We start from the raw sequence: 23,184 nt of genomic DNA on the forward strand, positions 1-23,184 counted from the left end.
CATGACCAGGCTGGATTCCAGTGAGGTCGTGAGGGTCCGCCTCGACCTGTCTTACGACGGCACCGACTTCTTGGGCTGGGCCGTTCAGCCCGGTCTGCGCACGGTCCAAGGAGACCTGGAGAGTGCGCTCGCGCGCATCGTCCGCGACGACGATGGCGGCTCCGTCCCCGTGCGGACCACCGTCGCCGGACGCACCGATGCCGGGGTCCACGCGCGCGGTCAGGTCGCGCATGTCGAGGTCCCGCTCACGTCGTGGGTCAGGATGGCGGGCCACTCGCGCCGCACCCTGGAGCAGGGGATGCGGCACCGGCTCGATGGCGTCACCGCGGACGACATCACGGTGCGCCGGGCCACCGTGGTGCCGGCCAGCTTCGACGCTCGGTTCTCCGCGATGGAACGGCGGTACGCCTACCGGGTGTGCGACGACGTCTCCCTCCGCGACCCGCTGACGCGCAGGCACGTGCTGTGGCACGATCGCGCGCTCGACATCGACGCGCTCAACGATGCCGCCGCGACCATCGTGGGACTGCGGGACTTCGCCCCGTTCTGCCGCCCCCGCCACGGCGCGACGACGGTCAGGGACTTGACCGAGCTGTCCTGGGAACGCATCCCCACCGGGCCCGACGCGGGACTGGTGGTGGCCACGGTGAGGGCCGATGCGTTCTGTCACTCGATGGTGCGTTCCCTGGTGGGAGCCCTCCTCGATGTGGGGGAGGGGCACCGCGATCTCGCGTGGCTGGCCCGGGTGGCGGCGTCGGACGGTCGGTCGGGGGCGGTCGCCGTGGCCCCGGCGCACGGCCTCACGCTCGAGGAGGTCACGTACCCGCCGGACGAGCAGCTGGCCGCCCGTGCCGAGGCGACGCGCACACGGCGCGAACTCTGACGCGACCTCCCCATCGGGGACACCCGTACCCCGGGTCATCCTTTGGGCCATCGGTCGTGTACTGAGGGTGGATGCCCCCGAGGGACGTCGCCGCTTAGCGTCGCAGCATGATGATTCTGCTGTCCGACAGCCGCGTGACCGACGTCCCTGTGCGCGAGGGCGGCGAACCGCTCGTGCTGCTTCGAGAGTTCGCGGCCGAGCACGGCTCCGCGTTGCGATGCGGCGCGAGCGTGCTCGTGCGAGAAGGCCTTGCCACGCGGCTACTGACGGCGGACGCGAGCCTTGCGGACGGCCTCGCCCTCCGGGTCGTCGAAGGCTACCGGGCAGCCGAAGTTCAGGAGCGCATCATCGAGTGGTACCTGCGCCATCTCGCACGCGAGTACCCGGAGGCGGGCGAGGCCGAGCTGAGAGAGCTGTCGAGCCGCTTCGTGTCGCCCATCGAGGTGGCGCCCCACGTGGCCGGGGCGGCCGTCGACGTCACCGTGACCGACCTCGTGTCGGGTCAGGACCTCGACATGGGGACCGCTGTCGACGCCACCCCTGAAGACAGCGGCGGCCGTTGCTACTTCGATGCGGACGACATTTCCGATGAGGCGCGGCGCCACCGCACGATTCTGGCGAACGCGCTCACGCGGGCGGGGTTCGTGAACTACCCCACCGAGTGGTGGCACTGGAGCTACGGCGACCGGTACTGGGCGCAGCGCACGGGGCGCTCGCACGCGCTGTATGGCTCCGTGGTGCGGCGTGGTGAGTCGTGATCGAGGCTGCGACCATGGCACCTGACGCTCGCCGGATGACCCCGGTGGCGCCCACAACATTGGCGGGGACGGGGATGACCGTGAGCGCCGCCGCGGTGACCCACAACACGCGGTACTTCGCTTCCCGGACGGCCGCTGCGGTCATGGCCGTCGTGAAGGCAGACGGCTACGGCCATGGGGCGGCCACCGTCGCGCGGGCCGCGCTCGCGGGCGGCGCGACATGGCTCGGCGTCACGTCGCTGGCGGAGGCGCTCGACCTTCGCACGGCCGGGTTGAGCGCGCCAATCCTGAGTTGGCTGAACCCCGTCCAGATTCCGGTGGAGACCGCGGTGCGTGCCCGGGTCGACCTCGCGGTCTCAAGTCTTTCTCAGTTGAGGTGGTGCGGCGCGGGGCAGCGATGGTCGGCGCCCGTGAGGGTGCACCTGCACCTGGACACGGGGCTCGCTCGCGACGGGGCCCCTCCGGCGGAGTGGGCCCAGCTGTGCGCGGAGGCGGCTGCCCTGGAGCGCGAGGGCCGCGTGAGCGTGGTGGGGATCATGAGCCACATGTCGCACGCCGACGAGCCGTCTCACCCGGCCAATGCGGTCGCGAGAGCGCGGTTCGCGAACGCGCTCGACATCGCCCATGGTGCGGGCTTGACGCCTCTCCATCGTCACCTCGCCGCGACGAGCGCGGCCGCGGGGGACCCGGCATCCCATCACACGTTGGTGCGCATCGGCGCCGGGCTGGTGGGCATCGATCTCAGTGGAGCGTCCGCGGGGTCCCTCGTGCGAGCGATGACCGTGACCGCACCCGTGCTGATGACGCGCTCCGTGGCTCGTGGCACCCCGGTGGGATACGGCGGTCAGTGGCACGCCCCTGCCACCACCACCCTCGCCACCGTCCAGGTGGGCTATGCCGACGGCGTCCCTCGCGTGGCCGGCGGACGCGCCTTCGTGGCGATCCACGGCCGCCGGTGCCGCCTCGTCGGACGGGTCTCGATGGATCAGATCGTGGTCGACGCCACCGGCACGGCTGTCTCACCGGGAGACGTCGCCACGGTGTGGGGCCCCGGTGTGAGTGGAGAACCCACCATCGATGAGTGGGCTCAGTGGTCGGGGACCATTCCGCACGAGATCGTCACGGGAGTGAGCCACCGCATGCGACGAGCGGTCAGCAGTGCTGCTGCCGGAGCAGCCCGGTGACCGCGCGGGGCGGCGACCGCGACCTGGTCGTCGCGGTGATCGGCGGCGGCACCAACTGCGAGCACGACGTGTCGCGCGCGAGCGCCCGCGCGGCGATCGGGGCGCTCGGCAGCCGCGGGTTCGCGACGGTCGAGGTGACGATCCGCGCCGACGGGGGATGGGAGCTGAACGGCACGCGGTCCTCGGCGGGCGAGGCGATGTCCCGGCTCGAGGCGTGCGATGCGGTGCTTCCGCTGGTGCACGGCGTTGGCGGTGAGGACGGCACCCTCGCCGCGCTGTGCGAACTGTTGGAAGTGCCATACGTGGGCTCCGGAGTGCGTGCTGGCGCCGTCGCGATGGACAAGGCGCTGACCAAGGTCCTCGCAGATTCGTGGGGTGTGCCCACTGCGCCCGGTCGCGTGGTCCGCCCCCGGGACATCGGGAGCATCGACTGGGCGGGGCCGGTCGTGGTGAAGCCCGTCGCTGCTGGCTCGAGCTTCGGCGTCACCTTGGTGGAGCATCCCCGGGATCTGGACGTGGCGCTGGAGGCGGCGTGGCTGATGGGCGGCGCGGCACTGGTGGAGAAACGGATGGCGGGTCGCGAGATAGGCATCACTGTCCATGGCGGCGAGGTCGGTGCGGCCCGGGCGACCGTCCCCCTCGAGGTGGTGACCGACGGGATCTTCGACAGCAGCCGCAAGTACGACGGCCATGCCGTGTTCCAGGTTCCCGCGGCGCTCACCGACGATGAGGAGGCGAGCATTCGGCGGCACGCCATCACCGTCTACGAGGCGCTCGAATGTGAGGGACCGGTGCGGGTCGACTTCTTCTTGACCGCGGACGGCTGGTGCCTGAACGAGGTGAACACCACGCCAGGGATGACCGAGCACTCGCAGGTGCCCCGGATGTTTGCCGCTGAGGGGGTGTCGTACCCCGAGCTCCTCGAGCGCATCGTGCGCTCCGCCATCGGCTCGCGCTCGTCCCGCATGCCCGCCGCGGCGCAGTGACAGCGACTGACGGCGCGGTGACAGCGACCGACGGAGGGGTGGCGGTCCGAGCCTCGGCGCAGACCTCGCACGCGGTTCGCGTGCCCCAGTTGGACGTGCTCAGAGGTGCGGCACTCGCGCTCGTGATGCTCCGCCATGCATGGCCGTCGCTCTTCCCGGGCGCGGGCATCGTCGGTGTGGTCATGTTCTTCACGCTCTCCGGCTACCTGATCACCGCCAGCCTGCGGCGGGAGTGGGAGGAGCACGGCAGGGTCGACTTCGCCGAGTTCTCCTGGCGACGCGCCGCGCGACTGGTGCCCGCCTTGCTGCTGGTCGTGGCGGCGTTCGTCGTCGTGACGCTCGTGTGGGATCCCTTGGGCGACAGGGAGGTGCTGGCCTCCACCGTGGCGGTCGCGCTCACGTGGACGTCGAACATCCCCGGCCTCGACGCCAGCGCTGCGATGTTCCACCTGTGGACGCTGGCCCTGGAGGAGCAGTTCTACCTGGTGTGGCCGTTGCTCGTCGTGACCGCTCTCGCGCGCGGCCGCGCGGTGGCGGCGATCTGGCTGAGCGCTGCCCTGTGCCTCATCCTCGCGCTTCTGACGGTGGCGAGACTGAGCGAGAAGCCCGACCTTGCGTACCCGCTCCCCACGCCGTGGGCGGTCGCGCTTGTCGTGGGGGCGGGGATCTCACTGGTGCCGCGGCTGCGCCATCGCCCCCGGCCAGGCGTGCCAGCGGCCGCCATCGCGTGGATCGTGCTCGGCGCGCTCGCGCTGACGCCGATGCGCGGTCACGCCGTCACCTACGTCGCCGCCGCACCGGTGGTCGCCCTCGTGACGACGGTGCTCATTCGGCGGGCAGGCCTCGCGCGTGCGCCGGTGTCGCGCTCGATGCGGGGATTGGCATGGCTGGGAGTCATCTCGTACTCGGCCTACCTGTGGAACTATCCCTTCACTCTGTGGCTGCGCCCCTGCCTCGGCGACTGGGCGGGTCCCCTCGCGGCGGCGTCGACCATCGCCGTGGCGTGGGCGAGCTACCGTATGGTCGAGGAGCCCACCCGCGCCGCAGTGCTGCGCTGGCGCACCAGGGTGCGGTCGAAGAAAGGCGGGCCCTCCCATGGCGGATGACGTCGCGCGCCGTCACGCGCCGTCGGCCTGGTGGCTCGGGGCCCTCGCGGGCGCCGTATCGGCCACGCTGATGGTGCTCGAGTCCCTGAACATCGCCCCGTGGTTCGGCGGCATCGGCGGTCCCTCGGCGGCGCTCATCGTGGTGACGTCGGTGGCCGTGGGCCTGTACCGAATCCAGCCCGGAGTGGGTCTCGCCCTGGTGTGGGGCATCGGCGTGCTGCACCTCATCTCCGGCGCCCCCGTCCTGGCGAGCCACGTGGCCGTGGGCCTGCTCGCGTATGGAGTGGGGCGGTACGGATCGCGTGTGGTCGTGGTGCTCGGGGCGCTGTCGATCTTCGCCGCCTTCCCGGTGGGGCTCGCACTGGTCTCGCGGATCGATGAGTTCGATCCCCGCGGAATCGTCGAACTGTCGCCATGGATCGAGAATGCTGTGTCGATCGGAGGGTTCGGCAGCCTCACTGTGACGGTGCTGCTCGTGCTCGCCGTGCCGTTGGTGGTGCCCGCGCTCGTCGGCATCGCGTTCCGGATGTGGGACCGGTCGCGCCAGTCCGTCGCCGCCATGGAAGAGGCGCAGTACGAGCAGGCGGTGGCCCGCGAGCGGGAGCAGCAGGCGCAGGAGCTCGCCGAACTCCGCGCGGGTCAGGCGCGCCTCGCGCGCGACGTCCACGACGTGGTGGGGCACTCGCTGACGGTGATCCTGGCTCAGGCGCAATCCGCGCAGTACCTGGACCGCGATCTGCATCCCGATGTGGGGCGCGCGCTCGGCGCGATCGCCGACACGGCTCGCGCGTCGCTGGCCGATGTGAGATCGATCCTGACCGCCACGCAGGAACAGGGGCCGTCCGCCGGGGAGGCGGGCGCCGTGCCGCCCGACTTCCAACGGATGATCGAGGATGTTCGCGCCGCAGGCACGCCCCTCAACGTCGAGACGCGTGGCCAGGTCAGGCCGCTGGCGCCCGACCACGCAGTGACGCTCTACCGGGTGCTCCAAGAGATGCTCACCAACGTTCTCAAGCACGGCGCACCGGGTCACGACGTCGACGTCACCTTCGATTGGCGCTCCGCGCTGGCGGTGCGCATCGTCAACGAGGCGGCTGCCGACAGCGAGAGTGAGCCAGGGTCCGGCGACCGCAGGGGGCTGGAGGGCATGAAGGCACGCATGGCGGCCATCGGTGGAACACTGGCAGCCGAGCGTACGGGGACCAGGTTCACTGTCACCGCGACGTTCCCGCACGCCGGAGAGCGGTCCGGCGACATCATGGGCGAGGCAGACAGGGGAGTCCGATGACCCGGGTGATGCTGGTCGACGACCAAGAGCTCTTCCGCGCTGGAATCGCGGTCATCATCGATGCGCAGGAGGACATGGAGGTCGTCGCGAGCGTCGGTGACGGAAGATCCGCGGTCGCCGCCGCCTATGAGGCGCGTCCGGACGTGGTGCTGATGGACCTGCGCATGCCGGAGATGGATGGAGTCGAGGCCACGAGGCTGCTGCTGCAGCCCGCTTCGGTGGCCACGCGCCCGCATCGGCTGGCCGTGCTGGTGCTCACCACCTTCGACCTCGACGCCCGCGCGGCCGAGGCGATCCGCTACGGCGCGAGCGGGTTCCTGCTCAAGGACGTCAGCCCCAGCATGCTCGTGGACGCGATCCGCACGGTGCATGTGGGTCACGCCGTGCTGTCACCTCGTGACTTGTCGACGATCCTCACGGCGACCTTCACGCCCGAGGTCGCGCCGCCTGCCGCGGTCGCGACACTGACCGATAAGGAGCGCGAGGTGCTGGGGTGGGTGTCGCGCGGGTTGTCGAACATCGAGATCGGCAAGCAGATGTTCGTCAGCGAATCCACGGTGAAGTCACACGTGGGCGCGTTGCTGCGTAAACTTGACGCTCGGGACCGGGTGCAGCTCGTGGTCTATGCCCATGATCACCGGTTGCTGCTGCCGCCAGATGACGGCCGTTTGACCCCGGCGCGCGCGTCCCGGTAGACTTGTCTGTCGTTGTGCGTTCCACGTGGAATGGTGTTTCCCACTCGCCTCCGCCGGACCCGCCGACCGAACCCTTGCGGTGCTGATAGCTCCGCCCATCGTTCACGAGTTAGAAGGCTTCACAGTGCGTACGTATTCTCCCAAGCCGGGTGACGTGACCAACGACTGGTACGTCATCGATGCCGCTGACGTGGTTCTCGGTCGTCTGGCCTCTCAGGCCGCTTCGCTGATCCGCGGCAAGCACAAGGCGACCTTTGCCCCCCACGTCGACGGCGGCGACTTCGTCATCGTCATCAACGCCGAGAAGGTGTCCCTGTCCGGGACCAAGGCGACCGACAAGATGGTCTACCGTCACTCGGGCTTCCCGGGCGGCCTGTCGGCCGTCCCCATCGGCGAGCTTCTCGAGAAGAACCCCCAGCGGGTCATCGAGAACGCGGTGCGTGGCATGCTGCCGCACACCAAGCTCGGCCGCGCCCAGCTGTCCAAGCTCAAGGTCTACGCAGGCCCCGAGCACCCCCACGCCGCGCAGCAGCCGCAGGCGTTCGAGATCTCGCAGGTGGCGCAGTAGCGCCCGGCATCAAGGACTGATCAACGTGACTGAGACTGTCGAGAACGACACGCCCACCGAGTACACCTCCGAGTCCGCGCCCGAGCGCGGCAAGGGATCCTCGACCATCGCCCCCGGCGCTGGTCTGGGCCGCCGCAAGCAGGCCATCGCCCGCGTTCGCCTGGTGCCCGGCACCGGCGAGTGGAAGATCAACGGCCGCTCGCTCGAGACGTACTTCCCCAACAAGGTCCACCAGCAGCTCGTGAACGACCCGTTCACCCTGCTCGACATCGACGGCAAGTTCGATGTCCACGCCCGCATCACCGGTGGAGGCCCTTCGGGTCAGGCCGGCGCGCTGCGCCTGGGTGTGGCCCGTGCCCTCAACGAGATCGACGAGGACACCAACCGCGCCGCTCTCAAGAAGGCCGGCTTCCTCACCCGTGACGCTCGCGTGGTCGAGCGCAAGAAGGCGGGTCTCAAGAAGGCCCGTCGCGCTCCGCAGTACTCGAAGCGCTAACCGGCCGCGCATGGCGCGACTGTTCGGCACGGACGGGGTCCGCGGCCTGGCGAACCGTGATATCACGGCAGAGCTGGCCGTGGACCTCGCCGTCGCCGCAGCCTTTGTGCTCGCCGAACGTGGCGAGTTCGCCGGCCACCGGCCGCGAGCCGTGCTGGGACGCGACACCCGCGTCTCCGGCCAGTTCCTGTCCTCGGCCGTGGCCGCTGGCCTCGCGTCCGCCGGCGTCGACGTGCTCGACGTGGGGGTTCTCCCCACGCCGGGAGTCGCGTATCTGACCGCGTCGACCGACGCGGACATCGGCGTGGTGATCTCAGCGTCGCACAATCCGATGCCGGACAACGGCATCAAGTTCTTCTCCCGTGGCGGCCACAAGCTGGACGATGCGGTCGAGGAGGCCATCGAGGATCGCCTCGGCGCCACGTGGGATCGCCCCACTGGCTCTGCCGTCGGAACGATCTCTCCGGCCCCTGGCCTCGCTGAGGACTACGTCCAGCACGTGGTCTCCGCCGCTCGCTCGTTCGCAGGCACGGACACACCGCTGGCGGGACTGTCGATCGTGGTGGACGCCGCTCACGGCGCTGCCAGCATCGTGGGTCCCCGTGCGTTGGTGGCCGCTGGCGCAGACGTGCACGTCATGCACGCGGAGCCGAACGGCCACAACATCAACGACGGCGTGGGCTCGACCCACCTCGAGGGCCTGAGCGAGACCGTCGTCGCGCGCGGTGCCGATCTGGGCGTCGCCTATGACGGCGATGCGGATCGCTGCCTCGCAGTCGACCACACGGGAGCCGTGGTCAACGGCGACGCGATCATGGGTCTGCTCGCACTGTCCATGAAGCGTTCCGGAGCGCTGTACCACGACACCCTGGTGGCGACGCTGATGTCGAACCTGGGACTCCACCACGCCATGCAGGCCGCAGGCATCGCCATCGTCGAGTCCGGAGTGGGCGACCGCTACGTGCTCGAGGCGATGCGCGACGGTGGATTCTCGCTGGGCGGCGAGCAGTCGGGCCACATCATCGTCGCCGACTACGCGACGACGGGTGACGGCGTCCTGACGTCGCTGCTGGTCGGCGCACAGGTGGTCGCCGGAGACTCGCTGCGCGACCAGTGCGCGAGCATCGCCACCCTTCCCCAGGTGCTCATCAACGTCGCGGGTGCCGACCGCACCCGCGTCTACAGCGACGAGGCCGTCCAAGAGGCGGTGGCCGCCGCTCGCGTCGCTCTCGGCGACGCCGGCCGGGTGCTGCTGCGCCCGTCCGGGACCGAGAACTTGGTGCGGGTCATGGTCGAGGCGACCACTGCGGACGACGCACAGCGGCACGCCGATGCGCTCGCCGACGTGGTGCGCGCGCGCCTCACGCTCTAGACGGCCGCCAAGGCCGCCCCCCCCCGCGCAGCCCCGCCCCCGCATCGGCCGTGGGCACGAGTGCTATCAGGGGGATGCCCCATCGCGCATGCGCGATGGGGCTGGGAGACTGAACCCGTGGATGTCGCCTCCTTCGTTGACTGGTTCCTGCACTTCTCTTCGATAGTCGAGGAGTTCGTGCTCGAGCTCAGTGAATCCCTGTGGATCTATCCGGGGGTGCTGGTGCTGTCGTTCATCGACGGCTTCTTCCCTGTGGTGCCGAGCGAGTCCGTGATCATCGCCACGGCGACCGCATCGCTTCAGACCGGCAGCCCGATCCTGGTGCTGATCTTCCTCTGCGGCGCCGTCGGGGCATGGGGCGGCGACCAGATCGCGTACCTCATCGGATCCAAGGCCGACGTCAGACGCTGGCGGATCTTCAAGCGCGATCGCTGGCGCCGCGGACTCGACTGGGCGGAGACGCAGCTCGAGAGGCGCGGACCGACGTTCATCATCGCCGCCAGGTTCGTCCCCATGGGTCGCGTGCTCGTCAACCTGTCCGCGGGCGCGCTGCGCTATCCCCACCGGCGGTTCATGGGGATCGACGCGATCGCGGTCACCATCTGGGCCGCCTGGAGCATCGCTCTCGGCTCCGCGGCGGGAGCCCTGTTCCCCGAGGACAACCTGCTGCTGTCCATCGCGGTGGGTGTCGCCGCCGGCGTCGTGCTCGGGCTCTTCGTGGACAAGGTGCTGTCGTGGTTCGGCCTCAGCACGCCTGAGCTTCCGGACCTCGCGGGCGATATCGAGGAGTCCCTGACGGACGAGGAGCGGGAGCACGCCGAGCAGGTGGCCGCCGAGCGGGAGGCCCGTCACGAGCACCGCATCGAGCGCCGCGCCGAGTGGCGCGAACACCATCCCGGCCACCGCGGACGCCACCTCCACGAGGGCGACGGTCAGGGCGGAGACGGTGACGACGGCGAAGGCCACCCCGATGGCGGCGCACACGAGACGGCGACGCGCGCCAGTGCCGACAGTCACGACCTGCCGGAGGAGTCCGGAGAGACGCGGCGATGACGAGCTCAGGGGACGACGTCGAGATCGATTGGCCCGAGGCACGCGCCGCGAACCTCGCGAACTGGGAGTCCCGAGTGCCGCTCCACCTGAGCGCGTACGCCATCGACGACCTGCGCGCGGATCCCGCGCGGCTCAGCACGGTCGCGCGGACGGACGTCGACGCCATGGCACCGTTCCTTCCCCGTGGTCTCGAGGGCCTCGACCTCTGTCACCTTCAATGCCACATCGGAACGGACACCGTGTCCCTCGCCCGCGCGGGGGCACGCGTGACGGGGGTGGACTTCTCGCCATCGGCCCTCGCCGCGGCATCCGAGCTCGCCGATCAGCTCGGCATCGACGCCACGTGGGTGGAGGCCGATGTCCTCGACGCGCGGGCGGCGGTGCAGGGTGACTTCGACGTGGTCTACACGAGCATCGGCACCATCGCGTGGCTCCACGATCTGGACCGGTGGGCTGCTCAGATCGCCGGGCTGCTGCGCCCCGGCGGGCTGTTCTACATCCGCGACGGCCACCCGGCGATGTACTCGCTCGACGAGAACGCGGACGGGCTCGTCACCCGGTACCGGTACTTCGCGGACGGCAGGAGCCAGGCGTGGGACGACGACACCACGTATGCGGGCGACGGCGTGGTCGCAAGCCCTCGCACCTACGAGTACCCGCACCCGCTGTCGGAGGTGGTCAACGCCGTGATTGGCGCCGGCCTGTCGATCGAGCGGCTGGACGAGGGCGACACGCTGCCGTGGCGGTTCAGCGACGTGATGGAGCAGCTCGAGGGCGGGGAGTACGCGTACCCCGTGCCCCTGCGTGACCGGATCCCGCTCACGTTCACGCTGGTCGCCCGGCGCTAGTCGGGTGACTACAGCTTGCGCATGCGCACTGACTCGATCTGGTGATCCTCGCCCTTCGCGAGGATGATCGTCGCTCGGGACCGGGTGGGCGCGATGTTGCGCGCCAGGTTGGGGGCGTTGATCGCATCCCAGATCTCACCGGCGCGGGCCGTCGCCTCCTCGTCGCTCAGCGATGAGTAGGAGTGGAAGTAGGACTCGGGCTTGGTGAACGCCGTCGCGCGCAGCTGCAGGAATCGGTCGATATACCAGCGCCGGACGTTGTGAGGCTGGGCGTCGACGTAGATCGAGACGTCGAAGTAGTCGGAGACCGCCAGGGCGGTGTCGTCCAGGTCGCGCGGCGTCGCCGGCTGCAGCACGTTGAGTCCCTCGACGATGAGGACGTCTGGCTGGCGCACCGCGACCCGTTCGCCCGGCACGATGTCGTAGGTCAGGTGCGAGTACACGGGGGCGTGGACCTCGGGAAGCCCCGACTTCACGTCCGCGATGAACTGGCGCAGCGCTCGGCGGTCGTAGGACTCGGGGAAGCCCTTGCGGTCGAGGATGCCGCGCGCCCGCAGCACGGCGTTGGGGTACAGGAACCCGTCCGTGGTGACGAGTGAGACGCGAGGGGTCTCCGGCCAGCGCCCCATGAGTTCGCGCAGCACCCGCGCGGTCGTGGACTTCCCCACGGCGACGGAGCCGGCGATGCCGATGACGAACGGCGTACGAGACGCGCGTTCTCCCAGGAACGCACTCGTCGCGGCGTGGAGCTCACCGGTCGCGCCCGAGTACAGGTCCAGCAGTCGCGACAGTGGCCGGTAGATGGTGTCGACCTCGGCCAGGTCGATCGGATCGCCCAGGCCGCGGACCCGGGAGATGTCCTCTTCCGTCAGCGGCAGCGGCGTCGTGTCGGCCAGCGCGGACCACTCAGGACGGGAGAAGGTGACGAAAGGACTGGCGACGTCCTCCGGTGATCGTTCGTTCACCCGACCATTCAACCCCATGCGTGCCGATGCCCTGCGACACGCGTGCCGCCGTCGATGTGCTCACGGGCCCGTAGACTCCTCTCTTATGTGCGGCATTGTGGGATACGTAGGCTCGGGAGAGCCGGACTCGCGCCCGGAGCGCGTCATCATGGGTGGGCTTGCTCGCCTCGAATACAGGGGGTACGACTCCGCGGGCATCGCGCTCGTGGGCAACGACCCGGACAAGGTGGCGACCGCGAAGCGGGCGGGCAAGCTCGAGCGACTGTCGACGGCGATCGCGGAACACCCGCTGCCGGCGTCGACCGCCGCGATCGGCCACACCCGGTGGGCGACGCACGGCGCGCCCACGGATGCGAACGCGCACCCGCACCTCGCCGCGGGCGGCCGCCTCGCGCTGATCCACAACGGCATCATCGAGAATCACAACCGGCTCCGTGACGAGCTCATGGCCGACGGCGTGGACTTCCTGTCGGACACCGACACCGAGGTCGCCGCCCACCTGCTCGCCACCTACGTCGACCAGGGGCTCGGCCTCGCCGACGCGATGCGCGCGGTCGCCACCCGGCTCGAGGGCGCCTTCACGCTGCTGGCGGTCGACGTGCGTGAGCCGCGGACCGTCGTCGGTGCTCGTCGCAACTCCCCGCTGGTCGTCGGCCTCGGCGATGGCGAGAACTTCCTGGGCTCGGACGTGGTGGCCTTCATCGAGCACACCCGCACCGCCTTGGAGCTGGGTCAGGACGAGGTCGTCGAGATCACGCCCACCTCCGTCATCGTGACCGACGCCTCGGGCGCGGTCGTAGAGCGTGAGCCGTATCACGTCGACTGGGACGCGGCCGCTGCGGAGAAGGGCGGCTTCGCGACGTTCATGGACAAGGAGATCCACGACCAGCCCACGGCGGTCGCGGACACCCTGCGCGGGCGCGTGGACGACAACGGTCGACTGCGGCTCGACGAGGGCGTGATCGACGAGTATGTGCTCAAGTCCGTCGACAAGATCATCGTGGTCGCCTGCGGCACGGCGAGCTACGCCGGCCTGGTCGCGCGCTACGCGATCGAGCACTGGACGCGCATCCCGGTCGAGGTCGAGCTGGCGCACGAGTTCCGCTATCGCGACCCGGTGGTGAACATCAAGACCCTCGTGGTTGCGATCAGCCAGTCCGGCGAGACCATGGACACGATCATGGCCGTGCGGCACGCGCAGCAGCAGGGCGCCACCGTGATCGGCATCGTGAACGCCCAAGGGTCGACGATCGCGCGTGAGGCCGATGCGGTGCTGTACACCCGTGCCGGCCCGGAGATCGCGGTCGCGTCGACCAAGGCGTTCCTCGCGCAGATCACCGCCTCGTACCTGCTCGGCATCTATCTCGCCGAGCTTCGCGGCAACAAGTTCCCCGACGAGATCGCGGCCCTGCTTGCAGAGCTCGACTCCATGCCCGCGAAGATTCAGTGGGTGCTCGACACTGCGGAGCCCATCCGCGTGGTGGCGCGCTCCATGGCGAACGAGCGCACGGTGCTGTTCCTGGGCCGACACGTGGGCTACCCGGTGGCGCTCGAGGGTGCGCTCAAGCTCAAGGAGCTGGCGTACATCCATGCCGAGGGCTTCGCCGCCGGAGAGCTCAAGCACGGTCCCATCGCGCTCGTCGAGCAGGATCAGCCGGTGTTCGTGATCGTGCCCAGCCCGCGCGGACCCGAGTCGTTGCACGCCAAGGTGCTGTCCAACGTCCAGGAGGTGCGGGCGCGCGGTGCCCGGACTCTGGTGATCGCAGTCGAGGGCGACGAGGAGGCCGCGAAGCACGCGGATGAGATCTTCTACGTGCCGGAGGCGCCGGTGCTGATGACCCCGCTGCTGAGCGTCATCCCGCTGCAGATCTTCGCCCACGAGCTCGCGTCAGCGAAGGGCTACGACGTGGATCAGCCTCGCAACCTTGCCAAGTCGGTGACGGTCGAGTAGCGATGCCGGTGCTGGGGCTGGGGATCGACGTGGTCGCGATCGAGAGGTTCGAGCAGGCGATCGAGAGGTCGCCCGGATTCCTCGAGAGAGTCTTCACTCCCGCCGAGCGTGAACTCGGGAAGCACAGTCTCGCCGCCCGCTGGGCCGCCAAGGAGGCGCTGGCGAAGGCGCTCGGTGCCCCCGCTGGCCTCAACTGGCAGGACGCCGAGGTCAGGCGCGGCGACGGCGGCAAGCCCGCGCTCGAGGTGCGCGGCACCGTGGCGGCCCGCGCGGCCACGCTCGGCATCGCCCGGTTCCACCTGTCCCTCTCCCACGACGCCGGCATCGCTTCTGCGGTCGTGATCGCCGAGGGAGACGCGTGAGCGCCCTCGAGGTGACCGTCGACTACGACGCGATCGCCCGCAATGTGGAGATCCTCCGCGGTCACTCCGCCGGCGCGGAGGTGATGGCGGTGGTGAAGGCCGATGCGTACGGCCACGGACTCGTGCGTGCGGCGCAGGCGGCACGGCGCGGAGGCGCGACCTGGTTGGGGGTGGCGCAGCCGCACGAGGCGCTCGCGCTGCGCGCGGCGGGCGACTCTGGCCGCATCCTGACGTGGCTCTACGGGCCGGAGGTGCCGGCGCGCGCCCTCATCGCCGCCGACGTCGACCTCTCGGTGTCCTCACCCGAGGTGCTCGGGGAGATCGTCGCCGTGTCGCGGGAGAACCCGCTGCCCGCACGTCTCCACATCTGCGTCGATACCGGGCTCGGACGCGAGGGCGTCGCCCCCACCGAGCTGCCGGTGCTCCTCGACCTCGCGATCGCTGCTCAAGAGGAGGGGCTGGTGCGCATCGTCGGCATGTGGTCCCACCTCGCCTGGGCGGACGCCCCCGGCCACCCCACGATCGACGCGCAGGCGGACGTGTTCAGGGAGGCGCTCTCGCTCGCCCAGGACCGTCGCGTGGGGCTCGAGGTGCGGCACCTTGCGAACTCAGCGTGCACGCTGACCCGGCCCGACCTCCACTTCGACCTGGTCCGGCCCGGCATCGCGATCTACGGCCTCCCGCCCGTGGCGGACCCGTACGGCGAGAACCATGGACTCACCCCAGCGATGACCGTGCGCTCCGAGGTCATCCTCGTGAAGGACGTTCCGCAGGGCCACGGGGTGAGCTATGGCCACGAATACGTCACCCCGTATCCGACCACGCTGGGCCTCGTGAGCGCGGGCTACGCCGACGGGGTGTTCCGCTCCGCCGGGAACCGCGCCGAGGTGGGCATCCGCGGGCGCCGCTACCAGATCGCCGGCCGCGTGTGCATGGACCAGTTCGTCGTCGACCTCGGCCCCGCGACCTCAGTCTGTGCGGGCGACCCGGTGACCCTCTTCGGCGTGGACGGCCCGAGCGCGACCGAGTGGGCGCACGCCATCGACACGATCGACTACGAGGTCGTGTGCCGCTTCGGTGCGCTGCGCGACAAGAGCGCGGCATGATCGACGTCACGCTCGAGGCACCGGACGCGGAGGCGATGCGCTCTCTGGGGGCTGACGTCATCGCGCCGATGCTCCGGCGGGGCGACCTGGTGATCCTCACCGGAGATCTGGGTGCGGGCAAGACCACGTTCACGCAGGGCCTCGGCAGCGCACTGGGGGTCCGCGGCGACGTGGCCAGCCCCACCTTCATCATCGCGCGCACCCACCCGAGCCTCGCCGACGGTCCCGACCTGGTTCATGTCGATGCGTACCGCCTCGGCTCGCTCCAGGAGCTCGACGACCTGGACCTGGATACGTCGCTCGACGACGCCGTCACGGTGGTCGAGTGGGGCGAGGACGCCGCGACGCTGTCAGAGGATCGGCTGCACCTCACGATTCTGCGACCGCGCGGGGGAACGCTGGACATGGAAGATCCCTCCGGCGGGGTGCGCACGGTGCGCGTCACGTCGCACGGCGACCGGTGGGAGGACGTCACCCTCCCCGGCCTCTAGGCTGGATGGCGTGATCCTCGCTCTCGACACCTCCGCCACCGTGGCCGTCGCCGTGGTCGACGGCGACCACGTGGTCGCCTCGCGCTCCGAGTTCGCGCCGCGGGGTCACGCCGAGCTGCTGAGCTCGCTGGTGCGTGAGGCGATGCGCGAGGCCGGGGTCGCCGGTGCCGACCTCGAGGGGATCGTGGTGGGGACCGGTCCCGCGCCCTTCACAGGGCTGCGCGTGGGACTGGTGACCGCCCGGACCCTCGCGTTCGCGTGGGGGGTGCCAGCGCATGGCGTGTGCTCGCTCGACGCGCTGGGCGCCGCTCACGGCGATGTGACGGTGGTGGCCGATGCCCGCCGCAAGGAGGTCTACTGGGCCCGCTACCGGGACGGTCGGCGGATGGAGGGCCCCGAAGTGGGGACGCCCGAGTCCGTGGCGGCTCCCGGAGCCGTCGTGGGTCGTGGCGCCCTGCTGTACCCGGAGGCGTTTCCCGGCGCGGTCGGCGGCGACCCGGACCCCGCGTGGTTGGCCCGCGTGGCCCGTGAGCGCCTCGCCTCGGGAGAGACGGAGCTGCCGCTCGAGCCGATGTACCTCCGGCGTCCCGACGTGCACGGCGTCCCGGGCGCGTGAGCACGCCGGTGGCGACCCGCAATGCGTGACGCCTCGGGTGTCGACCCGGCCAGTGCATCGGCCGTCTCCATCCGTGACCTCGACGAGCGCGACCTCGACCGGGTGGCGGAATTGGAGAGCGAGATCTTCGGCGCCTCCGCATGGTCGCGGGCGCTCATCCGCGAGGACTTTCTGCACGGGCCGTCCCGGTGGCGCGGCGTCGAAGGCGAGGAGTCGCTCTCGGCATACGCGGTGTATGGGTTCGACGGCGACGCGTTCCACCTGATGAACCTGGCCGTCGCGCCGGAGGCCCGTAGGCAGGGGCTCGGGGAGGCGCTGATGGCCGACTTCATGGCGGAGGCGCGCCGCCTGCACGTGCGCGACGCATGGCTCGAGGTGGCGGTCACCAATGAGGCGGCGCTGGCGCTGTATCGCGCCTACGGTTTTGCGGACGTGCGGGTGAGGCGGCGCTACTACCAGCCGGAGGGCATCGACGCCCTGGTGATGCGCGCGCGTCTGCCTCACCCGTCCTGACGGACGCGCCGTCCTCGGCACGTGTCGATCCGTGTGCACGTGCGGGGTCGACCCTGCACCACTATCGACACCTGTGGTGCGTCAGGCGGTGGAGTGGCGCGTGGCTCAGGCCTTCGCGTGACGCTCGAGGCGTCCGGTGCGCCGCATCCACCGTTCCAGCGGGATGGTGGTGAGAGGTGGCACCGCGGCGAGCCCCGCGAGCGCGCAGACTCCCAAGGACCAGCGGAACTTCACTGCGGCGGCCACCGCGACGATCACATAGATCAGGAAAGCGGTGCCGTGCAGCGGGCCGAAGATCGTCACGCCCCATTCGGTGACGTCGAGCACGTGCTCGAGCAGCATGCCGAGCAGCAGGCCAGTCCACGTGAAGGCCTCGATGATGGCCACCACGACGAATGCTCGGCCGAGGCGGTCCGTGGGCATCGGCGCGCTCACGCGACCCTCACCGCCTGGTCGGCGCCCAGCCGCCCACGCCGCTCGCCCGCACCGTGATCCTCCACGTCCGGGTAGCCGATGCCGAACAGCACCTCGGACCGCCAGGACATGCCATCGAACAGCGCGGCGTCCATGCCGGCCTTGTCGAAGCCACCGTAGGGCCGTACGGCCAGTCCCGCGGCACGCAGGCCCACAATGAAGTAGCCGGCCTGGAGCATCGCGCCCGAGTGGGCCATGCTGCTGCGACGGCCGGCGTCCGCCTCGAGCCGCTCGTACGTGGAGGCGGTGCCAGCGCCAGTGATGTCGAACGTGTCGTGGAAGCGCTCGTCGTGAGCGGCGACCACCAGCAGGGGCGCGTTCGCGAGCTTGGCGCGATTGCCGTCGAGAGCGTGGCCGATCACGGTGGCGCGGGCCTGCTCGGATTCGGCGACGAGAAGGCGCAGCGGCACGGTGTTGTTGCCGGTGGGTCCCCACTTCACCAGCTCCCACACCTCGCGCACCACGTCGGCGTGCACCGGGCGGTCGGCGAAGTTGACGTTGGAGCGGGCATCGAGGAACAGCAGCGCGCGCGCGTCGGCATCAAGAGAGTGGGGGGTGGGCATGGCTTCCATTCTCGCGCACGCCCGGCCGTGCCCGCGACCGAGGTTAGGCTGGTCGCGTGAATCCACTGGTGCTGGGCATCGAGTCGACGTGCGACGAGACGGGGGTCGCCCTCGTCGAGGGCGTCGACCTGCTCGTCGACGTCACGGCCTCCTCCATGGATGAGCACGCGCGCTACGGCGGCATCGTCCCCGAAGTCGCCTCCCGCGCGCACGTGGAGGCGTTCCTGCCCACGCTCGAGCAGGCGCTGTCCCGGGCGGATCGCACGCTGGCGGACGTGGATGCGATCGCTGTCGCGGCGGGGCCAGGCCTGGTGGGATCGCTCACCGTCGGCAACGCCGCGGCCAAGGCGCTGGCGCTGGCGCTGGATCGCCCGCTGTACGGCGTGAACCACGTGATCGGCCACGCCGTCGTGGACGAGCTGGTGCATGGCGAGTTCCCCGACCGCGTGATGTCCCTCGTGGTCTCGGGCGGCCATACGTCGCTGCTGCTGATCGAGGGCTCTGCGGTCACGGTGCGCGAGCTCGGGCACACCTTGGACGACGCCGCAGGCGAAGCCTTCGACAAGGTGGGCCGGCTGCTGGGGCTGCCGTACCCGGGCGGGCCCCACATCGACCGGCTGGCGAGGGAAGGCGACCCCGCGGCGATTCCGTTCCCGCGCGCGCTCACGGCCCCCAAGTTCAAGGCCACCCACGCCTACGACTTCTCGTTCTCCGGACTCAAGACCGCGGTCGCGCGTTGGGTGGAGGCCGAGCAGGATGCCGGGCGCGAGATCCCCGTGGCCGATGTCGCGGCCTCCTTCGCCGATGCGGTGGCGGACGTCCTCGTGATGAAGACGCTGAACGCGTGCCGTGAGCACGGCGTGGAGACGCTGGTGATCGGCGGTGGCTTCAGCGCCAACTCCCAGTTGCGCGACATGGCGACGGCGCGCGGGGCGGCGGAGGGAATAGACGTGCGAATCCCGCCCATTCGCTACTGCACCGACAACGGCGCGATGATCGCGGCGCTCGGCTCCGCGGTCATGCGCAATGGCGGTGCGCCCAGCGAACTCAGCATCGGCGTCGACTCGTCGATGCCGCTCACCACGGTCTCCGTCTAGCGTCGTGGCGGCACGACTCCCAGTCGCAGTCGGCGCGGCCGCGCTGGTGGCGGCACTGCTCGTCTCCGTGGCGTGGTGGCCCGCCGCCCAGAAGAATGCCGGCGCACCGCTCGAGGCGGCGCGTGCTGCCTCCCCGTCCCCGGCCGCATCGGCCACTCCGACGCCGACTCCCACTCCGTCTCCGGCCCCTCCGGCCCTCGCGTGGGGGCCCACGGCGAGCGAGTGGGACGGCGCGCTCGAGACCGCCAGAGCGCTCCCGGTCGCGGACGCCGCAGGGCAGGTCATCGTGGCCTCGATTGCGTCCCCCTCGCCCGTAGCGACCGAGGAACTCGTCGCGTCGCTCTCCCTGGGCGGCGTGATCGTCATGGCCGACGCCGTCACCGACGTCGACGGGGTCCGCGCGCTGACGGATGCTGCTCAGGCCGGTGCCGCCGCTGGCACGCGGGACTGGGGTGCGATCGTGGGCGTCGATCAGGAGGGAGGCGCGGTGTCGCGGCTCCGCGGGCTGATGCCCGACCTGCCGAGCTTCATGGCCGCCGGAGCCGCGAGCGACAAGGCTTCGGTGCGAGGGGCGTATGCCCAGGCGGCCGTGGACCTGCACGCGATGGGCTTCACCGTCGACTTCGCGCCGGTGGCCGATGCGACGGTGGGGCTGGCCGATCCGATCATCCGTGCGCGTTCGGCGGGCTCGGACCCGGAGCGGGTGTCCGCGACCGTGGGAGCCGCGCTGGCCGGCTTCGTCGATGGCGCAGTGGTGCCGGTGGTCAAGCACTTCCCGGGGCATGGTTCGGTGACCCAGGACTCGCACGAGGAACTGCCGGTCCAGCAGGTCTCCCTCGCGGACCTCGAGGTGCGGGACATGGCCCCATTCGCCTCCGCGATCGAGGCGGGGGCTCCCGCCGTGATGATGGCCCACATCGCCGTGCCGGAGTGGGGAGACGGCCCCGCGTCCTTGGAGCCTGCCGCGTACGAGTACCTGCGCGAGGTGCTGGGCTTCGAGGGCGTCGCGATGACCGATGCGCTCAATATGGGGGCGGTCCAGGGCACCCAGGCCTCGGGACAGGCCGCAGTCGCCGCGCTCGCGGCGGGCGCGGACCTGCTCCTGATGCCGCCTGACCCGCGGGTGGCGCGAGACGCGATCGTGGCGGCGGTGGGCAGTGGCGAGGTGCCGCGTGAGCGGCTGGACGAGGCTGCGGCGCGGATGATCCTGCTGTCGCGCTGGCAGGCCTCGCTCGAGCCCGAGGTGGACCAGGGGCGCGACTACGCCCGTGAGTTGGCGGCGGCGGGTGCGACCGTCGCGGCGCGCGACTGCTCAGCGCCGTTCGTCGGCGACACTGTCACCCTCTCCGGGGGTTGGGAAGACGAGCGCGCTGCGCTCGCCGCCGCCCTGGAGGCGCACGGCGTCGCCGTGGGGGACGGGGGCACGTCCATCGTCCTGATGGGCGGCGATGACGCGAGCGCCAATGCCGACGTCGTGGTCGCGATGGCCGGACCATGGGGGCTGAGTGCGTCCCAGGCGACGGTGTACGTCGGGCTCTACGGGCGTTCGGCTGGCGCGCTTGCCGGGCTGGCCGATGTGCTGGTGGGCGACGCGGAGCCGCTCGGCGAGTGGCCGGTCGACGTCGCCGTCCCGTTCGAGGTGTGCTGACCGCCTCCTCGGGGGGTCATGGTCTCGGCAGTGGCTCGGCCAGCAGTGCCGTCCGCTGGCCCGCGACGCGGGTGACGAGCACCGTCAGCCGCCCGGTGCCCGTGAGCTTCAGCTGGGGCCGCAACTGCTCCGGCGTGATGTCCACGCCCCTCTTCTTGATGTCGACAGTTCCGATGCCGCGCGCGCGCAGCGCGGCGGCCAGTGGCTTGACCTTGAACGGCATCGACTCGAGCACGCGGTAGCCGCGCAGGAACGGGCTGTCGACGGGGGAGTCGGACGTGAGGTACGCGATGGTGGGGTCCAGCAGGTGGGTTCCGGTGAGGTCCGCGAGCTCGCCGACGAGCCCGGCGCGGATGACCGCGCCGTCGGGCTCGTAGACGTAGTCGCCGAGCGGCCCCGCGTCGGCTCGGTCGGTGGTGCCGGTGAGCCGGTGCGCCCCTCCCGCTCCCATCACCAGCGCCGTGTGTCCGGGTTCCAGAGCAAGAGGCCCGCACCACAGCGCCGCCTCCACCACGGAGCCGTCGACGCTGACCCACTGGGCCTCCACCCCGGTCGGCACGTGCGAGTGGTCGATCGCGGGTCCCACCTTGACCCCGAGCGCCGGGAAGCGCCCTCGCAGCGCGAGCACGTCGTCGAGTGGGGGAGCGTAGTCGCGCGGGTCATGGCGGCGCCCGCGGGAGGTCCGACGGGCGGGGTCCGCGAAGACACCGTCCGCGTCGAGCTGCGGCGCGAGCATCATCGCGTCCCCGAGCACCACGCGCGCTCGATCCCAGTGGCGCAGGTTGTGGTCCGCGACGAGCGCCGTCGCCTGGTCGATCTCGAACGCCGTGACCTCCAGCCCGACTGCGGCGAGGGCCATCGCATCGGCGCCGATGCCCGCCGTCAGGTCCAGCACGCGGCGCACGCCCGCACTCCGGTACCGGCGCGCATGCTCCGCCGCCACCTGCAGGCGGGTGGCCTGCTCCAGTCCGTCCTGAGTGAACAGCATCCCGGTGGCGAAGTCGCCGAACTTGACGCGCGCATCTGCCCTCAGACGCGACTGGGTGAGCGCGGCCGCCACGAGCCCGGCGTCGGCCCCGTGGGCGCGCAGTTCTGCGCCCAGCGTGATCGCGCGAGCGCCGTCGTAGGGTGGCAGGGAGTCGATGAGTGCACGCCCCTCGGGTGACACGAGCAGGCGTGCGGAGGCGGCGTCCATGGCACGATCCTGTCACGCCAGGCTTCGCGTCCGGCGAACGCCGCAGGGTTAGCACTCGGCAAGTGCGAGTGCTAATCTGACATTGCTCCGAACGGAGTACGTGGCACCCGAACCGCACCTTGACCCCCGCGACGGCAGGGAGCGATGAGGGCCGCGATCCACGTATCGAACTTGGATGAATGGAAGGTGAGGTCCGCGTGTCGGTCTCTATCAAGCCTCTTGAGGACAAGGTCGTGGTGAAGCCGGCAGAAGCCGAGCAGACCACCGCCTCCGGCCTCGTGATCCCGGACGCCGCCAAGGAGAAGCCCCAGGAGGGTGAAGTTCTCGCGGTGGGCCCGGGTCGTGTCGATGACAACGGCAATCGCATTCCGATCGACGTCGCGGTGGGTGACAAGGTCATCTACAGCAAGTACGGCGGCACCGAGGTCAAGTACGGCGGCCAGGATGTTCTCATCCTGTCGGCGCGCGACCTGCTGGGTGTCGTCTCCTAAGCGACGACGCACATAGAGAAAGGCCCCGGGGTTGCACCCCGGGGCCTTTTCTCGTCTCTTGCCCGATGCGCAGGCCAGCCGGCCTGCTAGCTCGCCTGCTTGAGGCGCCCCGCCAGGATCGCGTGGCGCTCGTCCTCGCTGAGACCGCCCCACACACCGAACGGCTCGCGCGCGTTCAGGGAGCGCTCGCGGCAGGTGTCGAGCACAGGACACCGCTGGCAGTATTCCTTGGCGGCCTCGGCTCGCCGGCGCCGCGCGGCGCCGCGTTCACCCTCGGGGTGGAAGAAGAGATCAGTGTCTGCCTCGCGGCACGCGCCTTCGTACTGCCACTCCCACTGGTCCTGCGTGGGGGGTGGCAACTTCGCGATGGTGTCCATCTCGCTCCCTACGTTGGGTCGTGTCTCCATCACCGGCTCGTCGTTGAGCCGGACGCGACTAGTGCAATCACCGTAATCCGGACGAATCGGAAACGTCA

The 23,184-nt window shown here is 70.5% G+C and carries 26 protein-coding genes; 21 read left to right on the forward strand and 5 right to left on the reverse strand.

What is annotated here, in order from left to right; all coding sequences use genetic code 11:
• The first annotated feature begins 1 nt into the window (after position 1).
• The 12 genes from truA (at position 2) to AOP72_RS01870 (ending at position 11,237) form a co-directional block, all read left to right on the forward strand.
• On the forward strand, positions 2-883 hold the full coding sequence (truA, locus tag AOP72_RS01815) for a tRNA pseudouridine(38-40) synthase TruA (protein WP_062131562.1): 882 nt from the start codon (positions 2-4) through the stop codon (positions 881-883).
• A 107-nt stretch (positions 884-990) separates the two neighbouring features.
• A complete protein-coding gene (locus AOP72_RS01820) occupies positions 991-1,641 on the forward strand; it encodes a M15 family metallopeptidase (protein ID WP_062131565.1) in 651 nt (216 codons plus the stop codon).
• 14 nt (positions 1,642-1,655) lie between these two features.
• Positions 1,656-2,825: an alanine racemase gene (alr, locus tag AOP72_RS01825; protein ID WP_238581575.1), complete on the forward strand. Its 1,170-nt coding sequence runs from the start codon at positions 1,656-1,658 to the stop codon at positions 2,823-2,825.
• Complete coding sequence (locus AOP72_RS01830) at positions 2,822-3,811, forward strand: D-alanine--D-alanine ligase family protein (protein WP_238581576.1); 990 nt, start codon at positions 2,822-2,824, stop codon at positions 3,809-3,811. Before alr (AOP72_RS01825) ends, AOP72_RS01830 begins: the two co-directional genes overlap by 4 nt.
• 95 nt (positions 3,812-3,906) lie before the next feature.
• The gene (locus tag AOP72_RS01835) at positions 3,907-4,917 is read left to right on the forward strand and encodes an acyltransferase family protein (protein ID WP_238581672.1); all 1,011 of its coding nucleotides are present in this window, start codon (positions 3,907-3,909) and stop codon (positions 4,915-4,917) included.
• On the forward strand, positions 4,907-6,205 hold the full coding sequence (locus tag AOP72_RS01840; RefSeq protein ID WP_062131568.1) for a sensor histidine kinase: 1,299 nt from the start codon (positions 4,907-4,909) through the stop codon (positions 6,203-6,205). The genes AOP72_RS01835 and AOP72_RS01840 overlap by 11 nt, the downstream gene beginning before the upstream one ends.
• Entirely contained in the window at positions 6,202-6,900 is a 699-nt protein-coding gene (locus AOP72_RS01845) for a response regulator (protein ID WP_062131571.1), read from the forward strand. The genes AOP72_RS01840 and AOP72_RS01845 overlap by 4 nt, the downstream gene beginning before the upstream one ends.
• 124 nt (positions 6,901-7,024) lie before the next feature.
• Positions 7,025-7,468, forward strand: coding sequence for a 50S ribosomal protein L13 (gene rplM / locus AOP72_RS01850; RefSeq protein ID WP_062131574.1), 444 nt, complete (start codon positions 7,025-7,027; stop codon positions 7,466-7,468).
• A 25-nt stretch (positions 7,469-7,493) separates the two neighbouring features.
• On the forward strand, positions 7,494-7,964 hold the full coding sequence (gene rpsI, locus AOP72_RS01855) for a 30S ribosomal protein S9 (RefSeq protein WP_202965633.1): 471 nt from the start codon (positions 7,494-7,496) through the stop codon (positions 7,962-7,964).
• Between the two features lie 10 nt (positions 7,965-7,974).
• On the forward strand, positions 7,975-9,336 hold the full coding sequence (gene glmM, locus AOP72_RS01860; protein ID WP_062131577.1) for a phosphoglucosamine mutase: 1,362 nt from the start codon (positions 7,975-7,977) through the stop codon (positions 9,334-9,336).
• A gap of 117 nt (positions 9,337-9,453) precedes the next feature.
• Positions 9,454-10,389, forward strand: coding sequence for a DedA family protein (locus tag AOP72_RS01865; protein WP_062131580.1), 936 nt, complete (start codon positions 9,454-9,456; stop codon positions 10,387-10,389).
• Positions 10,386-11,237 carry a class I SAM-dependent methyltransferase gene (locus AOP72_RS01870; RefSeq protein ID WP_062131583.1) on the forward strand — a complete coding sequence of 284 codons (852 nt, stop codon included), beginning with the start codon at positions 10,386-10,388 and terminating at the stop codon, positions 11,235-11,237. Before AOP72_RS01865 ends, AOP72_RS01870 begins: the two co-directional genes overlap by 4 nt.
• Positions 11,238-11,245: 8 nt before the next feature.
• Here AOP72_RS01870 and coaA read toward each other — a convergent pair whose 3' ends face one another.
• Positions 11,246-12,220, reverse strand: a complete 975-nt coding sequence (coaA, locus tag AOP72_RS01875; protein ID WP_062131587.1) for a type I pantothenate kinase — start codon at positions 12,218-12,220, stop codon at positions 11,246-11,248.
• Positions 12,221-12,287: 67 nt separating this feature from the next.
• Here coaA and glmS point away from each other — a divergent pair, with 67 nt between their 5' ends.
• Genes glmS through rimI form a run of 6 tightly spaced genes read left to right on the forward strand, consistent with a single transcriptional unit; the run spans position 12,288 to position 17,241 of the window.
• Positions 12,288-14,153 (forward strand): glutamine--fructose-6-phosphate transaminase (isomerizing), encoded by a 1,866-nt coding sequence (glmS, locus tag AOP72_RS01880; RefSeq protein WP_062131590.1) that lies wholly within the window; start codon positions 12,288-12,290, stop codon positions 14,151-14,153.
• Between the two features lie 2 nt (positions 14,154-14,155).
• A complete protein-coding gene (locus AOP72_RS01885; RefSeq protein WP_062131593.1) occupies positions 14,156-14,515 on the forward strand; it encodes a holo-ACP synthase in 360 nt (119 codons plus the stop codon).
• Complete coding sequence (alr, locus tag AOP72_RS01890) at positions 14,512-15,621, forward strand: alanine racemase (protein ID WP_062131596.1); 1,110 nt, start codon at positions 14,512-14,514, stop codon at positions 15,619-15,621. The genes AOP72_RS01885 and alr (AOP72_RS01890) overlap by 4 nt, the downstream gene beginning before the upstream one ends.
• Entirely contained in the window at positions 15,618-16,112 is a 495-nt protein-coding gene (gene tsaE / locus AOP72_RS01895) for a tRNA (adenosine(37)-N6)-threonylcarbamoyltransferase complex ATPase subunit type 1 TsaE (protein WP_062131599.1), read from the forward strand. Before alr (AOP72_RS01890) ends, tsaE begins: the two co-directional genes overlap by 4 nt.
• Positions 16,113-16,122: 10 nt before the next feature.
• Entirely contained in the window at positions 16,123-16,728 is a 606-nt protein-coding gene (gene tsaB, locus AOP72_RS01900) for a tRNA (adenosine(37)-N6)-threonylcarbamoyltransferase complex dimerization subunit type 1 TsaB (RefSeq protein ID WP_062131602.1), read from the forward strand.
• A 21-nt stretch (positions 16,729-16,749) separates the two neighbouring features.
• Entirely contained in the window at positions 16,750-17,241 is a 492-nt protein-coding gene (rimI, locus tag AOP72_RS01905; protein ID WP_062131605.1) for a ribosomal protein S18-alanine N-acetyltransferase, read from the forward strand.
• A 105-nt stretch (positions 17,242-17,346) separates the two neighbouring features.
• On the opposite strand, the gene AOP72_RS01910 is transcribed toward rimI, so the two are convergent.
• Positions 17,347-17,676 carry a DUF3817 domain-containing protein gene (locus AOP72_RS01910; RefSeq protein WP_238581578.1) on the reverse strand — a complete coding sequence of 110 codons (330 nt, stop codon included), beginning with the start codon at positions 17,674-17,676 and terminating at the stop codon, positions 17,347-17,349.
• Positions 17,673-18,278 carry a malonic semialdehyde reductase gene (locus AOP72_RS01915; RefSeq protein ID WP_062131609.1) on the reverse strand — a complete coding sequence of 202 codons (606 nt, stop codon included), beginning with the start codon at positions 18,276-18,278 and terminating at the stop codon, positions 17,673-17,675. The genes AOP72_RS01910 and AOP72_RS01915 overlap by 4 nt, the downstream gene beginning before the upstream one ends.
• A 56-nt stretch (positions 18,279-18,334) precedes the next feature.
• Between AOP72_RS01915 and tsaD the strand changes: the two genes are divergently transcribed.
• Complete coding sequence (gene tsaD / locus AOP72_RS01920) at positions 18,335-19,375, forward strand: tRNA (adenosine(37)-N6)-threonylcarbamoyltransferase complex transferase subunit TsaD (protein WP_238581579.1); 1,041 nt, start codon at positions 18,335-18,337, stop codon at positions 19,373-19,375.
• Between the two features lie 4 nt (positions 19,376-19,379).
• Entirely contained in the window at positions 19,380-21,023 is a 1,644-nt protein-coding gene (locus AOP72_RS01925; protein WP_062131628.1) for a glycoside hydrolase family 3 N-terminal domain-containing protein, read from the forward strand.
• Positions 21,024-21,039: 16 nt separating this feature from the next.
• On the opposite strand, the gene AOP72_RS01930 is transcribed toward AOP72_RS01925, so the two are convergent.
• Positions 21,040-22,218: a THUMP-like domain-containing protein gene (locus tag AOP72_RS01930; protein WP_062131631.1), complete on the reverse strand. Its 1,179-nt coding sequence runs from the start codon at positions 22,216-22,218 to the stop codon at positions 21,040-21,042.
• Between the two features lie 197 nt (positions 22,219-22,415).
• Between AOP72_RS01930 and groES the strand changes: the two genes are divergently transcribed.
• Positions 22,416-22,709: a co-chaperone GroES gene (gene groES / locus AOP72_RS01935; protein WP_062136682.1), complete on the forward strand. Its 294-nt coding sequence runs from the start codon at positions 22,416-22,418 to the stop codon at positions 22,707-22,709.
• Positions 22,710-22,795: 86 nt separating this feature from the next.
• Here the strand turns inward: groES and AOP72_RS01940 are convergent, their stop codons facing one another.
• The gene (locus tag AOP72_RS01940) at positions 22,796-23,086 is read right to left on the reverse strand and encodes a WhiB family transcriptional regulator (protein ID WP_062131634.1); all 291 of its coding nucleotides are present in this window, start codon (positions 23,084-23,086) and stop codon (positions 22,796-22,798) included.
• Between the last annotated feature and the right edge of the window lie 98 nt (positions 23,087-23,184).

The sequence above is a fragment of the Demequina aestuarii genome, from assembly GCF_000975095.1.
GTDB lineage: Bacteria > Actinomycetota > Actinomycetes > Actinomycetales > Demequinaceae > Demequina > Demequina aestuarii.

Excerpts from the sequence above, each read along its gene's own strand:
- AOP72_RS01870 (WP_062131583.1), top strand. The coding sequence starts at position 10,386 with ATGACGAGCTCAGGGGACGACGTCGAGATCGATTGGCCCGAGGCACGC.
- coaA (WP_062131587.1), bottom strand. The coding sequence starts at position 12,220 with ATGGGGTTGAATGGTCGGGTGAACGAACGATCACCGGAGGACGTCGCC.
- rimI (WP_062131605.1), top strand. The coding sequence starts at position 16,750 with ATGCGTGACGCCTCGGGTGTCGACCCGGCCAGTGCATCGGCCGTCTCC.
- glmM (WP_062131577.1), top strand. The coding sequence starts at position 7,975 with ATGGCGCGACTGTTCGGCACGGACGGGGTCCGCGGCCTGGCGAACCGT.
- AOP72_RS01820 (WP_062131565.1), top strand. The coding sequence starts at position 991 with ATGATGATTCTGCTGTCCGACAGCCGCGTGACCGACGTCCCTGTGCGC.
- AOP72_RS01840 (WP_062131568.1), top strand. The coding sequence starts at position 4,907 with ATGGCGGATGACGTCGCGCGCCGTCACGCGCCGTCGGCCTGGTGGCTC.
- AOP72_RS01885 (WP_062131593.1), top strand. The coding sequence starts at position 14,156 with ATGCCGGTGCTGGGGCTGGGGATCGACGTGGTCGCGATCGAGAGGTTC.
- AOP72_RS01915 (WP_062131609.1), bottom strand. The coding sequence starts at position 18,278 with ATGCCCACCCCCCACTCTCTTGATGCCGACGCGCGCGCGCTGCTGTTC.
- glmS (WP_062131590.1), top strand. The coding sequence starts at position 12,288 with ATGTGCGGCATTGTGGGATACGTAGGCTCGGGAGAGCCGGACTCGCGC.
- alr (WP_238581575.1), top strand. The coding sequence starts at position 1,656 with ATGGCACCTGACGCTCGCCGGATGACCCCGGTGGCGCCCACAACATTG.
- tsaE (WP_062131599.1), top strand. The coding sequence starts at position 15,618 with ATGATCGACGTCACGCTCGAGGCACCGGACGCGGAGGCGATGCGCTCT.
- AOP72_RS01845 (WP_062131571.1), top strand. The coding sequence starts at position 6,202 with ATGACCCGGGTGATGCTGGTCGACGACCAAGAGCTCTTCCGCGCTGGA.
- AOP72_RS01930 (WP_062131631.1), bottom strand. The coding sequence starts at position 22,218 with ATGGACGCCGCCTCCGCACGCCTGCTCGTGTCACCCGAGGGGCGTGCA.
- AOP72_RS01940 (WP_062131634.1), bottom strand. The coding sequence starts at position 23,086 with ATGGACACCATCGCGAAGTTGCCACCCCCCACGCAGGACCAGTGGGAG.
- truA (WP_062131562.1), top strand. The coding sequence starts at position 2 with ATGACCAGGCTGGATTCCAGTGAGGTCGTGAGGGTCCGCCTCGACCTG.